This is a genomic window from Brevibacillus sp. NRRL NRS-603 (assembly GCF_003013445.1).
Classification (GTDB): Bacteria; Bacillota; Bacilli; order Brevibacillales; family Brevibacillaceae; genus Brevibacillus; species Brevibacillus formosus.
Window position 1 is genome coordinate 213,562 of sequence record NZ_PXZN01000024.1, and the last position, 21,077, is coordinate 234,638.

At 47.8% G+C, this 21,077-nt stretch carries 21 protein-coding genes; 17 read left to right on the forward strand and 4 right to left on the reverse strand.

The genetic code is table 11. The annotated features are described in order from the left end of the window. Positions 1-424 precede the first annotated feature (424 nt). The 6 genes from C7R94_RS20190 (at position 425) to C7R94_RS20210 (ending at position 5,443) form a co-directional block, all read left to right on the forward strand. On the forward strand, positions 425-1,711 hold the full coding sequence (locus C7R94_RS20190; RefSeq protein ID WP_106784083.1) for a helix-turn-helix domain-containing protein: 1,287 nt from the start codon (positions 425-427) through the stop codon (positions 1,709-1,711). A 3-nt stretch (positions 1,712-1,714) separates the two neighbouring features. Next, positions 1,715-1,837, forward strand: coding sequence for a hypothetical protein (locus C7R94_RS30865; protein WP_255322501.1), 123 nt, complete (start codon positions 1,715-1,717; stop codon positions 1,835-1,837). Positions 1,838-2,055: 218 nt separating this feature from the next. Further along, positions 2,056-2,295: an HD domain-containing protein gene (locus C7R94_RS20195; RefSeq protein WP_106784085.1), complete on the forward strand. Its 240-nt coding sequence runs from the start codon at positions 2,056-2,058 to the stop codon at positions 2,293-2,295. A gap of 117 nt (positions 2,296-2,412) precedes the next feature. Continuing rightward, entirely contained in the window at positions 2,413-2,886 is a 474-nt protein-coding gene (locus C7R94_RS20200) for a tripartite tricarboxylate transporter TctB family protein (RefSeq protein WP_106784087.1), read from the forward strand. A gap of 18 nt (positions 2,887-2,904) precedes the next feature. Continuing rightward, positions 2,905-4,431, forward strand: a complete 1,527-nt coding sequence (locus tag C7R94_RS20205) for a tripartite tricarboxylate transporter permease (protein WP_106784090.1) — start codon at positions 2,905-2,907, stop codon at positions 4,429-4,431. Continuing rightward, positions 4,421-5,443, forward strand: coding sequence for a tripartite tricarboxylate transporter substrate binding protein (locus tag C7R94_RS20210; RefSeq protein ID WP_106784092.1), 1,023 nt, complete (start codon positions 4,421-4,423; stop codon positions 5,441-5,443). Before C7R94_RS20205 ends, C7R94_RS20210 begins: the two co-directional genes overlap by 11 nt. 56 nt (positions 5,444-5,499) lie before the next feature. On the opposite strand, the gene C7R94_RS20215 is transcribed toward C7R94_RS20210, so the two are convergent. Both C7R94_RS20215 and C7R94_RS20220 read right to left on the reverse strand, forming a co-directional pair. Further along, the gene (locus tag C7R94_RS20215; protein WP_106784095.1) at positions 5,500-5,973 is read right to left on the reverse strand and encodes a GNAT family N-acetyltransferase; all 474 of its coding nucleotides are present in this window, start codon (positions 5,971-5,973) and stop codon (positions 5,500-5,502) included. 76 nt (positions 5,974-6,049) lie between these two features. Further along, positions 6,050-7,138, reverse strand: coding sequence for a DUF418 domain-containing protein (locus C7R94_RS20220; protein WP_106784097.1), 1,089 nt, complete (start codon positions 7,136-7,138; stop codon positions 6,050-6,052). 273 nt (positions 7,139-7,411) lie between these two features. On the opposite strand from C7R94_RS20220, the gene C7R94_RS20225 reads away from it, so the two are divergent. Further along, complete coding sequence (locus tag C7R94_RS20225) at positions 7,412-8,182, forward strand: 3-hydroxyacyl-CoA dehydrogenase (protein ID WP_106784100.1); 771 nt, start codon at positions 7,412-7,414, stop codon at positions 8,180-8,182. 191 nt (positions 8,183-8,373) lie between these two features. Here C7R94_RS20225 and C7R94_RS20235 read toward each other — a convergent pair whose 3' ends face one another. After that, positions 8,374-10,968 carry a winged helix-turn-helix domain-containing protein gene (locus C7R94_RS20235; protein WP_106784102.1) on the reverse strand — a complete coding sequence of 865 codons (2,595 nt, stop codon included), beginning with the start codon at positions 10,966-10,968 and terminating at the stop codon, positions 8,374-8,376. Between the two features lie 239 nt (positions 10,969-11,207). Here C7R94_RS20235 and C7R94_RS20240 point away from each other — a divergent pair, with 239 nt between their 5' ends. From C7R94_RS20240 to C7R94_RS20260, 5 genes are all read left to right on the forward strand, one after another. Next, positions 11,208-12,272: a CapA family protein gene (locus C7R94_RS20240; protein WP_106784104.1), complete on the forward strand. Its 1,065-nt coding sequence runs from the start codon at positions 11,208-11,210 to the stop codon at positions 12,270-12,272. Positions 12,273-12,491: 219 nt separating this feature from the next. Next, positions 12,492-12,923 carry a MerR family transcriptional regulator gene (locus C7R94_RS20245; protein WP_106784107.1) on the forward strand — a complete coding sequence of 144 codons (432 nt, stop codon included), beginning with the start codon at positions 12,492-12,494 and terminating at the stop codon, positions 12,921-12,923. Then, complete coding sequence (locus C7R94_RS20250; RefSeq protein WP_106784109.1) at positions 12,904-13,281, forward strand: carboxymuconolactone decarboxylase family protein; 378 nt, start codon at positions 12,904-12,906, stop codon at positions 13,279-13,281. Before C7R94_RS20245 ends, C7R94_RS20250 begins: the two co-directional genes overlap by 20 nt. A gap of 16 nt (positions 13,282-13,297) precedes the next feature. After that, positions 13,298-14,023 (forward strand): metal-dependent hydrolase, encoded by a 726-nt coding sequence (locus tag C7R94_RS20255; protein ID WP_106784112.1) that lies wholly within the window; start codon positions 13,298-13,300, stop codon positions 14,021-14,023. Positions 14,024-14,145: 122 nt separating this feature from the next. Beyond that, positions 14,146-14,532 (forward strand): VOC family protein, encoded by a 387-nt coding sequence (locus tag C7R94_RS20260; RefSeq protein ID WP_083995231.1) that lies wholly within the window; start codon positions 14,146-14,148, stop codon positions 14,530-14,532. Between the two features lie 436 nt (positions 14,533-14,968). On the opposite strand, the gene C7R94_RS20270 is transcribed toward C7R94_RS20260, so the two are convergent. Next, positions 14,969-15,340, reverse strand: coding sequence for a hypothetical protein (locus C7R94_RS20270; protein WP_106784117.1), 372 nt, complete (start codon positions 15,338-15,340; stop codon positions 14,969-14,971). Positions 15,341-15,456: 116 nt separating this feature from the next. On the opposite strand from C7R94_RS20270, the gene C7R94_RS20275 reads away from it, so the two are divergent. The 5 genes from C7R94_RS20275 to opp4C all read left to right on the forward strand — a co-directional run bounded on the left by C7R94_RS20275 (position 15,457) and on the right by opp4C (position 20,966). After that, a complete protein-coding gene (locus tag C7R94_RS20275; protein WP_106784120.1) occupies positions 15,457-16,113 on the forward strand; it encodes a TetR/AcrR family transcriptional regulator in 657 nt (218 codons plus the stop codon). 13 nt (positions 16,114-16,126) lie between these two features. Beyond that, entirely contained in the window at positions 16,127-17,071 is a 945-nt protein-coding gene (locus C7R94_RS20280) for a phosphotransferase family protein (protein ID WP_106784122.1), read from the forward strand. Between the two features lie 165 nt (positions 17,072-17,236). Next, on the forward strand, positions 17,237-18,985 hold the full coding sequence (locus C7R94_RS20285) for an ABC transporter substrate-binding protein (protein ID WP_106784124.1): 1,749 nt from the start codon (positions 17,237-17,239) through the stop codon (positions 18,983-18,985). 86 nt (positions 18,986-19,071) lie between these two features. Further along, entirely contained in the window at positions 19,072-20,028 is a 957-nt protein-coding gene (locus tag C7R94_RS20290; RefSeq protein ID WP_106784126.1) for an ABC transporter permease, read from the forward strand. Positions 20,029-20,039: 11 nt separating this feature from the next. Further along, on the forward strand, positions 20,040-20,966 hold the full coding sequence (gene opp4C, locus C7R94_RS20295; protein ID WP_106784128.1) for an oligopeptide ABC transporter permease: 927 nt from the start codon (positions 20,040-20,042) through the stop codon (positions 20,964-20,966). The last annotated feature ends 111 nt before the right edge of the window (positions 20,967-21,077 follow it).

Sequence of the window (21,077 nt, forward strand, 5' to 3'; positions counted from 1 at the left end):
ATGGATGAAGCGGAAATACTGGAGTTTATGACAATGAATTATTGATGAGCGTAGTTTCATATCAAGTCGTTCTTAACAAGTGGAGTACCGAATCTTGGAGGCTTGTGTAAGGAATGGATTCCACAAGCTTATCTTTCTCAATGTAATGACGTCTGATAAGTCATCCATTCGACAGTACAACTTAAAAGAATTCATGCCACATTCAGTAAACCAATTGCTCAAATTCGCATAAAGGCTTCATCCACTCAAATTTGGATTGAAGCCTTTTATGTTGCCAAGTATAGGTATGATCAATCCATTTTTCTTCCTTTACTCTAGTAAAAAGTGTAATCTATTTAAAAAATGATTCAAATCGATTATATCATTCGTGGTTTATTGTGCTATCATATCCATAAAAAGGAATCATCAGGAGGGTGTATTTGCTGTGATTTCAGAGGGAAAGACCTTTGGGGGCATATTACGAGTATATCGAAATAGAGCAAACTTAACACTGACTGAGTTATCAGAAAGAACAGGTGTAGCTTCTGGAACCATTAGTAAGATAGAATCCGATGCCTTTACTTTACCAAACATGCAGCATGTTATGAAACTGGCAAAAGAACTAGATATTCCACTCTATACAGCGATCGTACCCTATTTACATAAAATTAAGCGCGAAGCGACACTTCGGACTCTATTAGAGGCTGTGATGCAAGAGAGGAATGTGGTTCTTACCAACAAAGTCGCTTTGCAATTGCTAAATTGTCCCAAAAGCAATACATTTCTTTCTTTAGACTATCTGTATCAAACCGCCGGAACGGAAGCGAGTGAAGAACTGCGCTTGGCTCTTTATGACGTGATCTGTGACTACTCACGTGAGAATGGAATTCCTTTGTATCTGGCAAGGTCGCTTTTCCAACGATACATGATTCGACGCGAAAACCTAAGCCAGCTAGATCAAACCTATGTAGAAGGGAAGGAGCTATTGCACTATACGTCCTATCTGCATATCAATGAGCGAATTTTAACCTACTACAAATTTTCCTTCCATGCATTGCGTCTAGGATTCTATTCAGATTGCATTCATTTGTGTAAACAAGGGCTTGAAATCGATCATAGTCAGAGTGAGCAAAAAGCAGCAGCGATCCTTGCGATCATCATTTCCTACTTTGAGCTGGAAGACTATACATTGGGACATTTTTATCTGGAGAGATACGAAATGTTCGATTATCCCGAGGTGCATAAACATGCCAGACATATTCGGGGGAAACTATACGGAAAGACGGGGAAATTTGATAAAGCCATTCCGGTATTACAAGAGTGTCTTGCGCAACAAGCACAGGATGACAAAATTGTGATCGCGAATGATCTGTTGGAGATTTATCTCCAGGTAGGAGAAGAAAAGAAAATTCGTGAACTATTTTTGGCAGAAGCATCGATTTTGCCAGAGAATTTAACTACTCCGAATCAATACAATCAAATGGGACTGTATTTCCGAACGAAGGGCATCTTTTACATTCAAAAAAACGAAGTAGACCTGGGAATCGATAGTCTTGTGGAGAGCGTGAATTATTATCGGGCAATCAATGAGATAAAACAAGCAGATAAGAGTCTTAGTGTTCTTTTTGAATTCTATGTGTCACAGAAAAAAAATCTTCCTGTTGGTATACTCCATAAATTGGTAAACGTGTATAATGGAAGTAGTAATCATAGATCCAAACAGGAGGTATAGGTCATGAAGAAATGGATATTGTCTTTGTGTATGTTAACCGCCTTCATTACAATGCCAGTTTTAGTAGAACAACCAGCCAAGCAATCTAATCTATTTATACAATATGGCTGGCCGGAGCCTTGGTAATCATCTTTTATTCTCTGACAGTAGAAACATAAGCAACATACTGAACCATACAATCAATGCCCTCCAATTGGAGGGCATTTCTTATTCGTACAAAATGTTTCATGCACGAAGAAATCCAAAGCTGTACAGAAGTCGGAAGACAACATTTTTACTTGAGTAATTCGTTATAATTAATTATAAATAGTTATATATAGTTATAATTGGTATGGGGGTAGCGGATGCAGATGGTGACGACGACGATGGTCGATTCGCAAAAATTATGGATGGTGGTAAAGCGGATGGAGCCTCATTTGATCCGCAATCAAGCCAATATGGAGAAGCTTTTGAAAATGCTCATGATCCACGATGTTTCGAACGGCGATATCAAAGAGCTTTGGAGCGAGCTTGAAAGCAATGAGACGTATGAAGCGAAAGTGGCTCATGCCATTATTCGTCTGAGCAACCAAATCGAAATCTAATTGACTACCATATGCTGTGTCCCGTGCGGACTGGCTATGGTAGTTTTTTTATGCTTTCGCACACAATGGGCGCATGTGCCATAGGCTGTTGGTAGCTTTTTTGCTGAGGTGATACACATGAGACCCCCGGATAATCAGCCAGATTTTATCGGTGCTCTTCTAAGTATGTTCCTTGGAGTCGTCATATCATTCGAGGCCTATCGTCTGGAGGCATTTTCGACGTCCTTGTACGTAGGGGATCACACGCTTCCTGCGATTCTCGGCTTATTGTTTTTCTTGCTCGGAGGTGTGCTGCTGGTCCAATCATTCCGTGTGACGGAGGAAGCCTCTTCTCCAAATCCTGGACCGCTTTTTCCTGGGAAAAGGCTGCGTCTGCTGCTTTGCTTTTTATTCCTGTTGCTGTATGTCTGGCTGCTCGGCGCGATTGGCTACACAATGGCTACGCTAATTGTCTCCTTTACATTTTTTATACTGATCGGCAGCTATCGGTGGCGTACGTCCATCGTGTACTCCGTCCTTTTGACAGGGGGGCTGTATGTGGTGTTTATCTACTCGCTGCATATCACACTGCCTGGAGGAGATTTGTTTTAGAGCAAGCATGATAAGGAGGTGCTGATCATCGAGACGTTCCAATTACTACTGGCTGGTTTTGCTTCAGCCCTTACGCCGGAGCATTTGCTCATGGCAGCACTCGGCGCTCTTATTGGCACCTTTGTAGGTGTATTGCCCGGCCTCGGTCCCACCTCTGCCATCGCGATTCTGCTTCCGGTGACAGCCGTTCTGGAGCCGACACAAGGGATGATCATGCTGGCAGGTATTTATTACGGTGCCATGTACGGTGGCTCGACGACAGCGATTCTGCTCAATATCCCGGGGGAGCTATCATCAGTTCCCACGTGTCTGGATGGCTATCCGCTCGCGAAAAAAGGGAGAGGTGGGCCGGCACTGGGGATATCCGCAGTGGCTTCGTTTGGTGCAGGGGTACTGGGGGTCATCGGTCTTGTATTTTTCGCTCCGATTCTAGCAGATCAAGCGTTAAAATTCGGACCGCCTGAATATTTTGCGCTGATGATTTTGGCTCTCACGCTGATGGTCAGTCTGTCAGGAGGATCATTGGTCAAATCGTTTTTGATGGGGGCATTCGGCTATACGCTCGCTTTAGTTGGGCTGGGACCATCCTCAGGAATGCCGCGCTTTGATTATGGCGTCCCCGCGTTGGTCGGCGGCTTTGACATGATTAGCATCATTATCGGATTGTTTGCGATTACAGAAGTCCTCAAAGGGATTGATGAAAAACGCACAGCCACCCTGATTGGCAAGCCAGGCAGCGTCTACCCGAAAAAGGAAGACTTAAGAGCAAGTGCCGGGCCCATGTTGAGGGGCGGGATTGTCGGCTTTTTTCTTGGATTGCTGCCGGGCTGTTCGGCTGCGATCACATCGTTTTTGGCGTACGATATGGAGAAAAAACTATCGAAGCATCCCGAAAAGTTCGGTCAGGGAACGATCGAAGGGGTGGCGGCACCAGAAGCAGCGAATAATGCAACAAGCAGTGCGGGCTTCATCCCGCTGTTTTCGCTCGGAATTCCATCCTCACCGCCACTGGCGATTTTGTTGGCAGGCTTGATGATTTACGGATTAACACCGGGCCCTGTTTTGTTTGAACAAAATGCGAGCTTTGTCTGGACGGTCATCGCCTCGATGTTTGTGGGGAATGCGATGCTTCTCGTGCTGAACCTCCCGATGGTCTGGGTGTGGGTCAAATTGACGAGGGTGCCATATGGCATCATGGCTCCGATCATCTTGATGTTCTGCACGATTGGGGCATACAGTGTCCGGAACAGTATGTTTGATGTGTGGGTAGCGTTTTTGTTTGGCGGACTTGGGTATGTTTTTTCCAAATATAAATGGCCCGTTGTTCCGCTGGTTTTATGCTTCATCCTGGGACCTCTTCTGGAAGAATCATTCATTCAAACGATGGCGATGGGATCGGGTGATCTTAGCATTGTTTTGTTTCGGCCGCTATCATTGACCATCTTGCTGGTAGCAGGAGCACTCTTGATCATCTCTATGATGCTGAACCGCCGGACACAGCAACGGTTGAAAGAAGAGCGAGATCGGGGAGTAGATGTCGCGTAGGGAGGATAAGTCATTGAAAGGGTATAAACAATGGGCGGCTGTCATGATGTCACTGCTTTTGGGGGTAGCCGTCAGCGCATGTGGAAATCAAGGTACAGCCGAGTCGGCCTATCCATCGAAGCAGGTGGAGTATATTGTGCCGTATTCTGCCGGGGGCGGAGTCGATCTCGTGGCCAGAGCGGCAGCAGATTATTTGAGCAAGGAATGGGGGCAGCCCATCGTCGTCGTCAACAAGGCGGGAGGTGGTGGGGCGGTAGGAGCGGAGTATGCTTTAAAGCAAGCCAAAAACGATGGCTACACAGCTCTTGCTGTCAATGTATCCAATACGACCATGCTCGCTGCCGGGATGAAAACACCGCCGATTACAAACGAGGATCAAGTCTATACAGCCAGGATTGGCAAAGGGACGCTTGCTTTTGCTGTGAAAGCCGACGCGCCTTGGAAAGACTTCGCTGAATTTTCCGCGTGGGTGCGCGCGAATCCAGAGCAGTTAACATGGACTTCTGTAGGCCCAGCAGGCTTTTCCGCTTTTGGGGTAGCAGAGTGGCTGGATGTGATCGGAGCTGACTTCGCCAAGACGAGAATGATCGTGACGAAAGGCGCCTCTGATTCCGTCCCGAAAGTCGCTGGAGGGCACGCAGTTTTAGCAGTGCATACAGTGGGGGAGATCATGCCGATGCTGCAAGCGGGCAAGGTCAAAGTCCTCGCCGTATCCGGTGACACGCGAAGCCCGTTCCTGCCTGATGTCCCGACTGCGGAGGAGCAAGGGATTCAAGGCTTGTCGGTTTTCTGGTGGACGGGAGTGTCTTTTGCCAAAGGAACGCCAGAGTCAGTTATCCGCAAATGGGAAGAAGCGATTGCCAAAATGGAAAAGGACCCAGCCTTTTTGCAAAAGCTGAGTGAAATCCAAGTGGAGCCGGCCTATGCGGCAAGTGAAGCATTTACGAAGGAAACACAGGCAGAAACGACGTACTACTTGGAATTGGCGACCAAGAAGGGCATTCGAAAATGAGGGCGATGAAAGAAAAAGGGAGAATGGCCTGTAGCTGTTCTCCCTTTTCCATCTATCTATTTAGGTATCCGTTTTTCGTACCTGAATTTATAAAAACCATTCGCTGCGTTCGGCTCAGTCTCGCCGACCTTTTTGTAACCGCATTTCTCGTAAAAGTGTTGGTTGCGTACGGCTTCATAGCCAGTATCGAGCGTCCACTTCTTGATGTGTGGATACGCGGCCTCCATGAACTGCATGGTTTGGCTGCCGATACGCAAGTTTTGCTTATCAGGATCGACATAGATGATCCCCAGTTCCAAATGCTCATGATCGACTGGAATGAGGCAAAAACCGCCGACGATCTGGTCGTCCAGCAAGATCGTATAGTAATGGGCCTTTTGCATGAACAAAATATGCTGGTCAGGCTGGTCATGTCCGGCAGGGCCCTCTCCGTACTTTTCGACGTCTTCTGCGAAGCAGCGAATAGCAATTTGGGTGAGTTGCTCTGCATTCGCGGGGACAGCCTTTTTGAAAAAAACCATAGGACTCATGAGATCATCTCCAGTTCGTCTGACTAATGATTAGTAAAATTCTCCTATATAGCAGACGGATGAACCCACAGATTGGTTACCCACTTATTTTTCTCATGAAGCTTTCCAACGGTCCTCGCACGAACCAACGTCTCCATATAAGCGTGAGCACAATGGAAAAGAGGAAGAATCCTACGGCGTAGAGCATCGCAAAAGTGAGCGTTTGATTTTCGAGTCTGCCAATGAAGGCGAGGAATCCGAGCCCGATAATAATATGGCTGACGTAGTGTGTCAGTGTCAGCTGTCCGGTTTTTACCCATGTCTGCGTAAACCAGCTGTTTGCGAATTTTTCCGCAAAGCTGACGCACAGAAGGATGATGATGACAGCCGTGCTTGAGCTGGATAGCACATAAAACAGGTTGGGTGGAACTGGTTTCGTTCCCCATAAAAATAGAGCCATCTCGTTTCCGACGACCGGAATAGAGAGCTTGATCAACCCATACGAAAAAACTTCCAAGCTGACGAACAGGGCAGTTGCCCAACCCAACATTTTTTTGCGTACAGATCGATCGAGCAGGTTTCGTCGACCCAGCCACAAGCCGAGAAGGAAAAAGCACATCCATGGAAATACCGGGTGATAACCGTTGTACAGCAGGTTGCGCAAGAATCCTTCGACTGTCCAAAAGTCAAGATACTCGATAAAGGGATGCCTCGAGTCCCACCCTTGCAAATAGTTGAGCGACAGCTGTAGCGCTTGAGCTGTGAGCAGGATGCCGCTAAATGCGAGCAGAAGCGTTTTTCCAGATACGACGAGGAGGAAAGAGGCGATGAGCATATACACACCGTAGTAATGCAGGATGTCACCGCTCCAACCACCGAGATAAAGCAACATCCCGGCCACAAATAAAAACAAGGAGCGGTTCCAAAGGACGCGGCGGCTAGTCTGCAAGAGGGCCGAGTCGCCTGAGATCCTCGCTTTTTTTGTCATAAACGCAATGCCAATTCCCGCTAAAACAACAAATACGGTAGAGGCTCTGCCTTGAAACAAACTGGATAAAGCAATGAGCCAGTCAGGTCCGTTATGCTCTGCGTTCAAGATGACGACGTAATTGACGATCATCATGCCCAGCATGGCCCACGCCCTCGCAAAATCGAGACCAATGACTCTGGTAGAAGACACTTTCATCAGGGTTCTTTCCTCTCCACTTTTATTTACTTACCGGTAAGTAAAATATAATGGGCTAGATTGTAAATAGCAAGCACTAAAATGTTGGAGATGGAGAAGCACAACTGTCCTTTGCCCGGACACAGATGTCTCACACCTGTCTGGATTTGAGAAGGTGCAGACTGCTTGTCACTTGTAAAAACCACGTACGACGAGGGGGAACTCGGTTGGTATCCAACTTGCAGTGCTTTTTTCTGAATGCGGATGCAATTGCAGAGGAAGGGAGAGAATGGCTTGAATATGCGGGAAGTCGTTGCCATTGTAACGGGTGGTGCTTCCGGTTTGGGAGAAGCCGCTGTGAGGAATGTAGTTCAACACGGGGGAAGAGTAGCCATTCTTGATTTGACGGTAGAGAAGGGGCAAGCGCTGGCGAATGAGCTGGGGCGCGAGAATGCTTTGTTCGTGCATACGGATGTCATGAGTGAGGTGAGTGTACGAGAGGCAATCGATCAGGCTGCTGGCACATTCGGTACGATTCACGCCGTGGTTAACTGTGCGGGCATCAGTTTGGCACAAAAAACGCTGTCGCGAAGCGGGCCACATCCACTGGAATCCTTCAGCAAAGTCATTTCAGTCAATCTGATCGGTACTTTTAATGTCATTCGGTTGGCAGTGGAGCAAATGGCAGGAAACGAGCCGAACCAACAGGGGGAGCGGGGTGTCATCATTAATACTGCATCGGTGGCGGCTTTTGAAGGGCAGGTAGGGCAGGTTGCCTACAGCGCCTCCAAAGGCGGAATTGTAAGCATGACCCTGCCGCTAGCAAGAGATCTGGCTTGGTATGGCATACGCGTGATGGCGATTGCTCCGGGCTTATTTGACACACCGATGTTCGATCAGCTCCCGCGCTCTGAAAAAGCTGCGTTGGGTGCGACTGTTCCTTTTCCCGCTCGCATGGGTGATCCGCAAGAATACGCGATGCTCGTGAACAGCATCATCACCAATCCGATGTTGAATGGAGAAACGATCCGGCTGGATGGGGCAATCAGGATGGGACCGAAATAATTGAAGGCGATCTGCTGCACTTCGCCTGAAGCACTCCGACATAATTTGAATGGAGTATGCAAACATGCCGGAGTGGTTCAAGCTATGCCAGTAGCAATCCAAGGAAAGCCGACAGACGAAGTATTGTGTGTCCTCGGCAGAGAACCTAGCGAGTTGGACGCTTTTCTGCAAGAACATATTGAAAAGATCCGTTAATCAACAGGGCTATTTTCCAACAGCGAAATTTCTTGGGCTTTCAGAAGAGCCTGTGTACGATTGGTGACACCGAGCTTGCCATATATTCGATGCAAATACACCTTGACCGTCCCGAGCGTATTCCCTAACTCATCGGCAATCATCTTGTTGGATGCGCCTTTGGCCAGCATGGAAAGGATGATCATTTCTTTTCCGGTTAGCGGCTCGATCAAAGGAGCTTTTCTTTTCTCCATTTTCTTAGGGAAAAGGGATAGCAGTTGATTGACATACGCAGCCGATACGGACGAACCTGGCTGTTGGGATCGTTTTTTCAAGCGCAGCTGGTAATCGTGCAAGAGGTGAGACATCGCCGTTCCTTCGTCCAGAAAGCTACGGACGTAGCAGTTGTTTCCTCCAATCAATAGGGCTTCGTGGAGGAAAGCCAGCGCTTCCTTTTTATTGCCGGACTGCTGGTGGGCGAGCGCTTGCAGAATGGCGATGTCTACCTGGCTGATCAACAGCTCCTCGCGAATACTAGCTGGCTTTAGGATCGTTAAAATACGCAAGGCTTCCTGTTCCTGCTGCTGGGCGAGAAGCAAGCGGACATAAGTCAAAACTTCTAATTCTCTCTGAATGCTAGGCTGATTCAAAATGGAAGGGGGAAGCTTGGACAACTCCGTTTTCGCCAAAGCGATGTCCCCTTCCTGGATCGCGATGTGTGCGAGAAATGCTTGTAATGGGTTTAACCAATACGAGACACCCCAGCCTGCGACTGTTTCCCGCGCCTCTGAAATGATTTTTCGTGCCGCAGCACAATTCCCCTCCACTAGCTTGTGCTTGGAGTATGTCAACGCATAGGGGACGAGCAGGCCTGGGATTTTCTTTTGCAGTGCGACCAAACGAACTCGCTGGAGATGATCGAGGCTTTCTTCCAGCCTGTTTTCCTCATACAGCCCCTCTGCCAGTGCCTGAACGACATACAGATTGATCAAGGAATCCTTCCAGCCATGTGCCTCGAGTATGCCGGAGAACTGCTTGCCAACAGCCTCAGTCTGATCGGACAGCATCCCTTTTAACCCGAATCGTGTACGCCGAATAAAGGGCTCAGTCGTGTTGTAATTAAAATGGTAAAACAACGGGCTCTCTGGCAGCTCACCACTTAACTGTGATGAACTGGCAATCCAGCTCTCAAAATCTCCAGTTGCAAACACCAGATTCGCCCGCACAAAAAACACCCCGCTCAAAAACTGTTGATGCTCCGTCGAGTCTTCCAGGCTCACAGCGCTTTGTTCCAATTGGGTGAGGGCAAGCTCTGCCCGATCCGTATAACCGCAAGCAACCAAGAGGAACACATAGAGCAGGCGAAAAAGTGGTGAGAAATGGTTCGCGTGTTCAGGGATGCTGTCCAGCGTTCTGAGAAAGCTGGAAAACTCGCCGCGTTGGAGCAATACCGGAATATGTTGGGCAAGGAAGCTTGCAGCCAGCGTGTAATCGGCAGCGGCGATCGCATGATCGATCGCTTCGTCCATCATTCCACGCTCCGCATAGCTCTCACTGGCTAGTCGGTGCAGCTCACGTGCTTCACCGGGAGTTGTCTGCTCCAATTGACTGCGCAAAAAATCGGCAAACAAGTGATGGTACCGATACCACGTCCCGTAATCATCCAGTGGGATTAAGAAAATGTTTTGGCGGTGCAAGTGGGTCAGCATTTGTTGGCACTGGTTCAGGCCGGTGAGAGCGTGGCACACGTGAGCGTCCATTCTCGCGAGCACAGAGGTTTTGAGCAAGAAGCTGCGCTCCTTTTCCGGAAGTCGCATGATCACTTCATGAAACAAATACTCCGAAATATTGCGATGAGAGCCATTAAATCCGGCAAAAAATTGATCGTGATTCTCCGTATTCACCAGTGAAATGGCTGCGAGCTGCAAGCCGGCGACCCAACCCTCCGTACTTTTCACCAGCTGTTCAATTTGCGTTTCGGTCAGTGGTAAATCGTGAACCTGCCGGTAAAAGCTGTCCGTCTCTTGTTGACTGAAAAGAAATTGTCTCGCCTCAATGTGACACACTTCATGGCGTACGTTCCATTTGACTGAAGAAAAAGGCAATGAATTGCGGCTGGCGATGTACAGATGGACGTGACTCGGGACATATTCCAAAAAATAAGCAAGACTGTTGTGAATCGTCTCATCCGAGATCACGTGATAGTCATCGAGAATGATAGCAAGGGGCTGTGTCGTAGCAGCGAGTTCATTGAGCAGACAATCGATGAAGGTAAAGATCGAGGTATGACTGGTTGCCTTCATGGCGGGTTCCATTCGCTCGGAGAGTTCAGCGAAGTCAGATTCAGACAGTGTAAATACGATGTATCTCCAAAAGCGAATCAGGTCATTATCCATCTCATCGAGTGAGAGCCATACGGTGGAACCGCCGTATTGATGAGCCCATTGACTGAGCAAGGTCGTTTTTCCATAACCGGCTGGAGCGTATAGTGTGGTTAGTCGGCATTGCAGACCAGCGTCCATTTTTTGCAGCAGTCGGCTCCTATGAACGCTATTCGACCGAGCGGCGGGCATTGCTGTTTTGGTTTTCAGCATAATGGAATGATGGAGCATGTTTGTACCGTCCTATGTATTTAGAATCTTATGTATCCATTATACTGGTTATCGGCAAAAATCGACATTTGGAAAAAGAAGGAATATTATGACTCTAGGAGCAGGACCCAAACCGCCATCTTTTGCATGCCCGTCACTTTTCGGCGAGAAATTTCCAAGGAAGCCAGACATGCTTCAACAGGCTTCACATCCCGCGGCTTCTAGAATGGAAGCAAAAAAGAGAAGTGGGCGAAAGAGGCATGAAAATTGGACGATGGAAACACGCCATAATCGGGGTAGCTGCCGTGATGCTCTGTATTGCGATGGGAACGGAATCTGGCGCCGTCCAGGCGAGCAGCGAAGAGGATGTGCAAGAGCAGGATTCTATTCAGGTTGCATTTGTCGGGGATATGATTTTGGATAAGAGCGTTGGGAATCAGATCGGGCGTCACGGCGTAGATTATCCGTTTCAAAAAACAGCGGATTTTCTCAAGCAGGCAGATCTGACGATTGGCAATCTGGAGACACCCGTCAGTACGCGGGGGCGTCCGGAAAAAAAGGAATATACCTATCGTGCGAAGCCAGAGTCGTTGAAGGGGCTTGTGAACGCGGGCTTCGACGTCGTCAATCTGGCAAATAATCATTCGCTGGATTATGGACAAGACGCGCTCTCTGACACGATGGTGCATTTGAAAAAGGCGAAGATCGGTTACGTAGGGGCAGGGAAAAACGAGGAAGAAGCATTCGCTCCCTACATCCAAACGATCAAGGGAAAACGCGTCGCAGTCATCGGGATCAGCCGTGTCCTTCCAAATGAGCGTTGGTATGCGCGAAAAAACAAGCCAGGTCTCGCACATGCCTATTCGTACGAGCCGATGCTTTCCCATGTAAAAAAGGCAGTGGCGGAGTCAGACATTACGATTGTGGTCATGCACTGGAATCGGGAATATAAGGATTACCCGGAACCTTATGCGCGTGAGATGGCGAAAAAGCTGATCGACAGCGGTGTCGATGCAATAGTCGGGTCGCACAGCCATTCGATTATGGGCGTTGAGTTTTATAAAAAGGCGCCGATCTACTACAGCGTAGGAAATTTTGTGTTTACCACCTCGCGCAATCCGAAAGGTCGCGAAGCCGTGATGGTCCAACTAACATTTACAAAAGACGGGAGCAAGAGCCGCGTGATCCCGGTAAAGCTCACGAACGGCCAGCCTGCTCCGATGGACGAAAAAAACAAACAGAGGATCATCGACAAGCTCAACCGAATTTCCTATGGGGCGAGCATATCCGAAAAAGGGGAAGTAACCGAGTCTAAGCCTCAATAGCGAGTCGTCGCATCATTTCTTTACGTGTGAAACCAAACATTAACTAAGACAGGCATTTGCCTGTCTTTTTCTAATTCTCTTACAAAAATTCCAAAGCACTAATTAGACTCCAAAAATAACGTTTTAGACTGAATGGATTAAGCAAACAGGCAACTTGACTTAGAGTCAACTCAAAGGTGTAAGATTGGACCAAGTCGACAACAGAAGGAGCTCCTCGAAATGAATATTAAAGAAGTTGCGGAAAGAACCGGACTTTCTGCACATACCATTCGATTTTATGAAAGAAGTGGATTATTTCCTAAAATAAAGAGATCCAAAAATGGAATACGCGAATTCAGGGATTCTGATGTAAACTTTCTTATTTTCATGGCGACTCTCAAAAAAACAGGGATGTCACTTGAAGATATTTCGGAGTTCACAAAAGATGGATGCATTCTAGAACGTTTGGAAGCCGGGGAGATGCCCAAAGAACCAGTTAGGAATCGACTTTCGATTCTTATGGATCATCGGAATAAGTTGCTCGAGCAACAACGGAATATTGAATTGTTTATAAATGCCGTAACTCAAAAAATTTCATTTTATGAGAGTTACATTGAAGGTACAGATAACAAAGAAGCGGAGGATTTTAAAGATGGCAGAAATAAGGTATGAAGTCGGTTCACAAGTAATGAATCAGGTTGTCGGAGAATCTGGTGTTCATACTCGTGAGTTTTTGAAAGGAATCGCCCCTGACTTTGAACGTTTATTAGTTGAATTCCCATTTGGAGACATCTATAGCCGGCAAGGATTGGACTTGAAATCTCGTGAGATTGCGACTGTTGCAGCCTTAACCGCTCTTGGGTACGCAATCCCTCAACTGAAAGTTCATATTAACGGTGCCTTAAATGTTGGATGCACAAAAGAAGAGATCATGGAAATAATGATGCAAATGGCCGTTTATGCTGGCTTCCCCGCCGCATTAAATGGACTGAACGCAGCTAAGGAAGTTTTTACAGATAGAAGTTTTTAAAAGGGGGAGTATCAACATGTTAAACCGAAATATTTCTTTTACATGGCTTGGTTTTGGCGGATTTTATATAAAAACATCTGGAAATAAAAAAATACTTATTGATCCATGGATTAAAAACAATCCCTCCTGTCCCGAAACGATTAAAAACATAGAAAAAGTAGATTACATTTTTTTAACACATGCACATCGAGATCATGCTGAAGATGCCGTTTGGCTTGCGCAAAAAACAGGTGCCAGCGTATTGGCAGGTTGGGAACTGGCTTTTATTCTCCAGAAAAAAGGTGTTCAAAATATTGTTGCGATAAATAAAGGTGGAACTCGACAATTTGAAGATATTGCGGTTACTGCTGTACATGCAGACCATTCCTCGGCTTTCGTTGATGGTGATCAGATTCTCTATGGTGGGGAGCCTATGGGGTACGTAATCAAATTCGAAAATGGATACACTGTCTATCACGCTGGGGATACAAACGTATTTGGTGATATGGCTCTAATTGCTGAATTATACGTTCCAGACCTGGCACTATTGCCGATCGGTGATGCTTATACGATGTCCCCCCGAGAGGCTGCTAAGGCAGTCCGATTGCTAAATATAAAAAATGTTATCCCGACACATTTTGGCGTATTTGATTTTTTAACTGGTCGGCCAAGCGAACTCTCTGCTTTGCTTTCTGATGTTAAAGATTTAACGGTTTATGATATAAGACCTGGTGATACTGTTGTTATCAATCACGATAAATGAGAAAGGGAGATAGTATTCAGTTAAGGATGTTATAACGACAATGACTTTCTAGTGTGAAGCAGAGTTATGCATATTGGAGGAACGGGCAGAATGGATATGTATAGCATCACGAAAAGGAGTGATTGTCAGTGCAAGCTATCACTACGTTTTTCATGTTCCACGGACAAGCGGAAGAAGCGATGAAGTTTTACACTTCTATTTTTGATCGCTCTGAAATCAAGCAGATCATGCATCACGAGAATGGACAAGTCCTGCACGCCACCTTCACCTTAAAAGATCAGACCTTCATGTGTATCGACAATACGAACGGTGACTATCATGCCTTTACTCCGGCGATTTCATTGTTTGTGGACTGCGATACGGAGGAAGAGACTGATCGGGTTTTTGGACAGCTTTCCTTGGATGGACAAGTACTTATGCCGCTCGGGCAATATCCGTTCAGTGAAAAGTTCGGATGGGTTCAAGATCGTTACGGATTATCATGGCAGATTAATTTACCGAAAAGATGATATTGAAAAGCCGGTACACCTCCTGGTACCGGCCCTTTTTATGTTTATAAACGTTACTGTAGTGGGGGGAAGAAGCGAATTTCCAGTCTACGCTTCGGCCTACGCCCCGCAAGGGGTATACACTGTCCGCTTCGAAAAAAATGGCGGGAGCGCTTCAAACGTAGAAGTTTCGAGGAGGTCATTCATAAGTGAAGCTGAAATTCCCCGCCATTTTTTCCGAAGCTGGGTTGGGCTCCAGAGGCGCTTGGACTGGAAATTCGCTTCTTCCTACGTAGCTTAAGTTAATTCGTTGAGAAGTGGTTCTAAGATGATTTTTTCTAATTGAATTGGCCTTTCAGAAGCTTTCCTTGCGTTAACTTGCAAAACGTTTTAAACCCACGAAAAAATCTACAGCTGTCCGGAAGCCCTGCTACAACCGATGGAATACATCTTTTTTCTACATCGTCATCAACTGACGAAAACTACGACGATAGCTCCACAGCAAATACACTTCCAATATCGCGACAATCAGTCCCATAGTAAGCATGTCGGGATCGACAAACAGGTGGAACGTCAAGATGTTGACAGCAAGAGGAGCAGTGGCGGTTAGGGCCAGTGGGACGAAGCGGTTGGTCAGGAATAGCAATCCACAGATGATTTCGACGGTTTTGACCAAGACAAGCAGGTACCCTTGCAAAAGCTTCATGGCGGCAGGACTCGTTGGGAAGATAGGCTCAAATCCAAACAAGACTATGTAACCATTCACACCTGCTCCAAGCAAAATCAATCCAAGGATGATACGGGCGAATACGGGAAAAGTCCGTGTCATCAGGCTCACTTCCTTGTGGTGGAATAGGGATGATGAAGTCTTCGAGGAAAGTATAACTCCACTTTGACCACCTGGTCAATGTGCGTTATGATAGGAAAAAGAAGAACGGGGAGAAGGTGGCGGACATAAAAGAAATCTGGCAAGACGAAACGTTGGAGCCGAACAAGCGAATGCTGTTGGAAGCGGCCCTTGTTGAATTTTCCGCGAAAGGCTACGAACGAGGCTCCACCAATCAAATCGTCCAGAACGCAGGCGTATCAAAGGGGATGCTGTTCCACTTTTTCGGGAATAAAAAGGGACTGTTTCTCGCGATTGTCGATGCCTGTATCGAACGTTTTTTTACCTATATACAGACGCGAATGGAAGCGGCGCCGGAGGACTTTTTTGCGCGATTTCTTCACGTCAATCATGCGAAAATGGCACTCTTCGCCGAGGAACCGGCTATTTATCAAATGGCAGTAGCGACCTTTTTTGATTATCCTGAGGAATGCCGGGCTGAGATCGAAGACAGGGAGGCCAAGTTCAATGCGCGATATCTTCCCTTGTTTTTGGATGATGTCGATACATCAATGATCAAAGCGCAGTTCGATCCACAGAAGGCGCTGCATTTTTTGCTGTCGGCTGTAGAGGCATTGACGCAAAAGTACGTCCGCGAAAACTACGACGCTAGTGACAAAGGCTTTGCACATGTCCAATCCTTTTTTGCGGAATTAGAATCGTATATAGATATGATGAAAGTAGGGCTGTACAAACAATCAGACAGTGGAGCATAAAGGGGGTAAAACAATGGATGAGAAATGGACACGCCTGGTACATAATATGAACCCGTCAGCCAAGCTCCTTCGTGCATGGGAGTTAAAAGGCGGGATTTCTGCAAAAGTCACCGCGCTTGAAATGGAGACCCCTGACGGCACGAAGAAAAAAGTAGTCGTCCGCCAGCATGGTCAGGCTGATCTTAAACGAAATCCGCAGATCGCATCAGATGAATTCAAACTTTTGCAAATACTGAAGGCAGCTGGCTTGCCGACTCCAACTCCTTATCACCTCGAAGCATCCAGCGATATGTTTCCCACACCGTGCCTTGTCATCGAATTCATAGATGGACAGACAGTTACCGCGCCAGCCGACTTGTCCAGCTTTCTGCAACAAGCAGCTTTCGTGCTGACTCGCATTCATTCAGTAGACGCTTCTAGGCTAGCGGACACTTATTTGCCGAAACAAGAAGAAGCGATAACGGAAAAGCTCCACAAAAGACCTGCGATCCTGGACAATTCATTGGATGAGGGACTCATTCGTGAAGTGCTGGAGTCCGTTTGGCCGCTGCCCCAAGCGAATGCAGCATCACTTTTGCATGGCGATTTCTGGCCGGGAAATACGATGTGGAAGGAAGAAAAACTGGCTGCTGTCATCGATTGGGAGGACGCTGCGATCGGCGACCCCTTGTCTGATCTCGGCAACGCCAGACTGGAGATTTTGTGGGCATTTGGAGTGGAGGCTATGAATGATTTTACCCTTCATTATCAATCTGCCAGCAAGACACTCGATTACAGTCAGCTTCCGTATTGGGATTTGTGTGCCGCACTGCGGCCAGCTTCGAATCTATCTGATTGGGGATTGGAAAAAAGAGTAGAGAAAACCATGCGCGAGCGACATGCTCTATTCGTGATGCAGGCGTGTGAAAAGCTAGGCATTCCGTATAAAAGACATGCTACTTATGAGAGCCTCGAATAATCGGGGCTTTTTTTGTTTGGAAAAAAATGTTGACTTGGTCAGGTGTAGATACCTATAATCTAATTCATAGTAAACGGGTAAGAATTATAAGGTATCATCTTTTGATCCGACCGGACCACCGGAGGAGCGGTTTCACTGAGTGAGTGGATATGAAGGAGGATCATCATGAAAAAAAGGCTTTCGCAAATCATTTCAACTTTGCTGCTAGGGACGCTACTGGTTACAGGGTGCAGCTCCGAAGGCAGTGCGCCGGCTACCTCGACACAAACGGCGACTCCGTCGACAGAAGCATCAGCGCCTGCTGCCAGCAAGGTGCAAGACATAAAAGACGGCATCAATTTGGCTACGGATTTATCCAAGCTGCCGGAAGCAGCAGCCAAAAGAACTGACACATTCATTGCGGGATTGACGGAGCCAGGCGGCGTGTTTAACCCGTTTTTTTACCACAACGGCTACGATGGCAACGTTTCCGCAGCGATTTTCGAATCACTGGTGGATGTCGATGCGACAGGAAAGCCAGTACCCAAGCTCGCGGAAAAATGGGATGTATCTCCTGACCAGCTCACGTATACGTTCCACCTGAGACCGAATCTGAAATTCAGCGATGGTTCACCGCTGACGGCAGAGGATGTAGCCTTTACACTGACGATTCTGCACGACAAAACGTACGATGGCGAAACAGACATTTTCGTAGCAAGTATCAAGGGTGGGCGTGAATACAAGGAAGGCAAAGCGAACACGATCGAAGGAATCAAGGTGATTGATCCACAGACGATCCAGATCACGACGGAGAAAGTGAACGCCAAGTCTCTCGTCCTGTTAGGCGGGCAGGTGCTCTCCAAGGCGTACTATGGCAAGGAGTACAAACCAGGCGACCTGGAGTATCTCCGCACCTTGCACGGCAAGCCATTGGGAGCTGGACCTTACAAATTCGAGGCGTACATTCCTGGTCAAGAAGTCCGCTATCTCGCAAACGAGCATTATTTCGCGGGCAAGCCGCAAGTCGAGCACTTTATCTACAAGACGACCGAGGGTGACGCTCTGCAGTTTATCCAGACAGGAGAAATGGACTACAACTCCTTTACCGTCAACTCGGATAACATTGAGCAGTTGCAAGAGCTGGGATACGTGAATATCAATCTGTACACATCCAGTGCTTATTCGTATATCAAGTTCAATCATTCCAAGCCATTTTTCAAAGACAAGCGCGTCCGACAAGCCTTCATCTACGGACTGGATCGCCAAAAGATTTTGGATCTGACCTACCAAGGATACGCGCAAGTCGCCAATGTACCGATCAGCCCTGTTTCGTGGGCTTATACGGAGGATGTCAATCCGTACGCCTACAATCCGGAAAAGGCAAAACAGCTCCTGGATGAAGCGGGCTGGAAGCCGGGTACGGACGGTATCCGCGAAAAAGACGGACAAAAGCTGATCGTGCATTACTACACGACAAAAGGAAAGCTGGGTGAGGTCCTGATCCCGATTGCCAAAGAAAACTACAAAGAGCTGGGCATCCAGTTTGAAGCAGAAATGATGGACTACAACGCCGTTTTGGCACGAACGGAAAAAGGAGATCACGACCTCGCTTCGTTCTCGACCACGATGCTAATCGATCCAGACGACGGTGTAGAGGCCTTCTCGACGAAAAAGGGCAAGAGCGGATTTACCGGAACGAATGGCTACTCCAATGCCAAAGTAGACGAATTGCTGGAAGCAGGTCTATCTACGCTGGACATCGAGAAGCGCAAAGCGATCTACAAAGACCTGTATAAAGAGCTGAGCGATGATCCACCGTACATTTTCCTCGGCTACCGTAAAATTTTGTCTGCGCACAACGGCAAGATCAAGGGCTTGGAACCGAATCCGTTCACGGGCATTTCGACCAGCCTGCCTGGCATCAAAATGGAGTAACAAGTTCGAGTAACTGACTCACGAATGTTGTGCCCGGCCCTGGGGCTGGGCTTTCTTTTTTCCCTAAGCATGAAAGGAGGCCAACGATGACGTCCTACTTCCTGAAAAGGGTCTTTTACATGGCGTTGACGCTCTTCGGCGCATCCATTTTAATTTTTTTCTTGTATGCTCTAACGCCCGGTGATTTTGTCGATACGAGTCCCAAGCTGACAGCCGAACGAAAGCTGGAGCTAAAAGCGATGTACGGTCTGGATAAGCCTGTCCTCGAACGGTATTTCATCTGGATGAAAAACGCCCTCCAAGGCGATTTTGGTTATTCTCTGCAATACCAGCAGCCGGTGATGTCGCTGTTGAACGATTACATCTGGAATTCGTTTTTGCTGGCGATCACCTCCACCTTTTTTACGTGGCTGATCGCGATCTCAATTGGAGTTCTGTCTGCTGCAAGGCAGCATTCCTGGTTCGATGCGCTCGTGACGATCGGTGTTTTTGCCGCGATGTCGCTGCCTGTCTTCTTCGTCGGGCTGCTGTTTATCAAAATGTTTGCCGTCGATGCCAAGCTGTTTCCCGCAGGGGGCATGATGACGATTGGCAGCAAGGAAACAGGGCTTGCCTATGCGTGGGACGTGGTTCAGCATATGCTTTTGCCTGTGGCGGTGCTGACTTTGCTGAGCGTGGGGACGCTGACTCGCTATTTCCGAACGAATATGCTGGAGGTCATTCAACAAGACTTCGTGCGTACAGCCCGGGCAAAAGGGCTGAAGGAAAAAGTCGTCCTGCACAAGCATGCGCTGCGCAATGCGCTCCTGCCCGCCATTACACTGCTAGGCTTTGAACTGCCAGCATTGTTCGGTGGGGCGATCATCACGGAAAAAATCTTTAACTGGCCCGGTGTCGGACAGTTGTACATGCAGGCGTTTTCTGTACGGGACTACCCGCTCCTGATGGGCTTTACGATGTTCCTGGCGATTCTCACCGTCATCGGAAACTTATCTGCTGATTTGCTGTACAGAGTGGCTGACCCGCGCGTTCGGTTGAAATAGGAGGGAAAACGATGGCATCAACGGTAAGTGAAATAGCGGAGGTGACGAGACCGGAGCAGGTAGCGTTGCGTTCGTCCTTGTGGCACGAGGCGTTTTTGCGACTGAAAAAGAAGCGTCTGGCCATGGTTGGACTTGTGTTTTTACTCGTCATGGCAACGGTATGCTTCATCGGTCCGTTCTTTTCTCCGTACGCATCCGGCAAGATTAATACGGCCATGCTCAACAAACCGCCAAGCTTCTCCCATTGGCTCGGGACGGACAGCTTGGGCAGAGACATTTTGACGCGGTTGATGCAGGCTGGCCGAATCTCATTGACAGTCGGCATCGCCTCCATGGTGCTCTCCGTTTCCATTGGCGCCCTTCTCGGTGCACTAGCTGGCTTTTACCGCGGGTGGGTCGATCAAGTGATCATGCGTGTAGCAGACGTGCTCATGACCATTCCTGGTTTGCCGCTCTTGTTTATTATGGGCGCAGTCCTCTCTGAGTGGAAAATCCCGACCGACTACCGCATTTACATCGTTATGGTCATGCTGAGTCTCATCGGCTGGCCCGGCTTGGCGCGAATGGTCCGCAGCCAAATGCTCACCTTGCGCGAAAGTGAATTCATGCAAGCAGCAGAAGTACTCGGTCTGCGCGACAGACGCAAGCTATTCTTCCATTTGCTGCCCAATCTGACACCGCTCTTGATTGTCGTCGCCACTTTGAACGTCGGTGGCGCGATCCTGAGCGAATCCGTATTATCGTACTTCGGCCTCGGAGTCGTCCCGCCAACGCCGACTTGGGGCAACATGATGGATGCAGCAAATACTTTGATCGATTTTCAGAAAAGACCGTGGTTGTGGGTACCTCCTGGGATCGCTATTTTTGCTACTGTCATCTCGATAAATCTGCTAGGGGATGGATTGCGAGATGCTTTGGACCCGAAGCAGAAGCGTTGATGAGTTTTTGATATCACCATCGTGAACCAACTTTCACAAAAAAGCAGCGTAGGGAGAAGTGATTTCCAGTCCAAGCGCCTCTGGAGCCCAGCCTAGCTTCGGAAAAAATGG

What these genes read in the sequence shown, in the direction of transcription:
- C7R94_RS30865 (WP_255322501.1), top strand. Translation starts at nt 1,715, where the DNA reads ATGAAGAAATGGATATTGTCTTTGTGTATGTTAACCGCCTTCATTACA.
- C7R94_RS20195 (WP_106784085.1), top strand. Translation starts at nt 2,056, where the DNA reads ATGCAGATGGTGACGACGACGATGGTCGATTCGCAAAAATTATGGATG.
- C7R94_RS20200 (WP_106784087.1), top strand. Translation starts at nt 2,413, where the DNA reads ATGAGACCCCCGGATAATCAGCCAGATTTTATCGGTGCTCTTCTAAGT.
- C7R94_RS20210 (WP_106784092.1), top strand. Translation starts at nt 4,421, where the DNA reads ATGTCGCGTAGGGAGGATAAGTCATTGAAAGGGTATAAACAATGGGCG.
- C7R94_RS20215 (WP_106784095.1), bottom strand. Translation starts at nt 5,973, where the DNA reads ATGAGTCCTATGGTTTTTTTCAAAAAGGCTGTCCCCGCGAATGCAGAG.
- C7R94_RS20220 (WP_106784097.1), bottom strand. Translation starts at nt 7,138, where the DNA reads ATGAAAGTGTCTTCTACCAGAGTCATTGGTCTCGATTTTGCGAGGGCG.
- C7R94_RS20235 (WP_106784102.1), bottom strand. Translation starts at nt 10,968, where the DNA reads ATGCTCCATCATTCCATTATGCTGAAAACCAAAACAGCAATGCCCGCC.
- C7R94_RS20240 (WP_106784104.1), top strand. Translation starts at nt 11,208, where the DNA reads ATGAAAATTGGACGATGGAAACACGCCATAATCGGGGTAGCTGCCGTG.
- C7R94_RS20245 (WP_106784107.1), top strand. Translation starts at nt 12,492, where the DNA reads ATGAATATTAAAGAAGTTGCGGAAAGAACCGGACTTTCTGCACATACC.
- C7R94_RS20250 (WP_106784109.1), top strand. Translation starts at nt 12,904, where the DNA reads ATGGCAGAAATAAGGTATGAAGTCGGTTCACAAGTAATGAATCAGGTT.
- C7R94_RS20255 (WP_106784112.1), top strand. Translation starts at nt 13,298, where the DNA reads ATGTTAAACCGAAATATTTCTTTTACATGGCTTGGTTTTGGCGGATTT.
- C7R94_RS20270 (WP_106784117.1), bottom strand. Translation starts at nt 15,340, where the DNA reads ATGACACGGACTTTTCCCGTATTCGCCCGTATCATCCTTGGATTGATT.
- C7R94_RS20280 (WP_106784122.1), top strand. Translation starts at nt 16,127, where the DNA reads ATGGATGAGAAATGGACACGCCTGGTACATAATATGAACCCGTCAGCC.
- C7R94_RS20285 (WP_106784124.1), top strand. Translation starts at nt 17,237, where the DNA reads ATGAAAAAAAGGCTTTCGCAAATCATTTCAACTTTGCTGCTAGGGACG.
- C7R94_RS20290 (WP_106784126.1), top strand. Translation starts at nt 19,072, where the DNA reads ATGACGTCCTACTTCCTGAAAAGGGTCTTTTACATGGCGTTGACGCTC.
- opp4C (WP_106784128.1), top strand. Translation starts at nt 20,040, where the DNA reads ATGGCATCAACGGTAAGTGAAATAGCGGAGGTGACGAGACCGGAGCAG.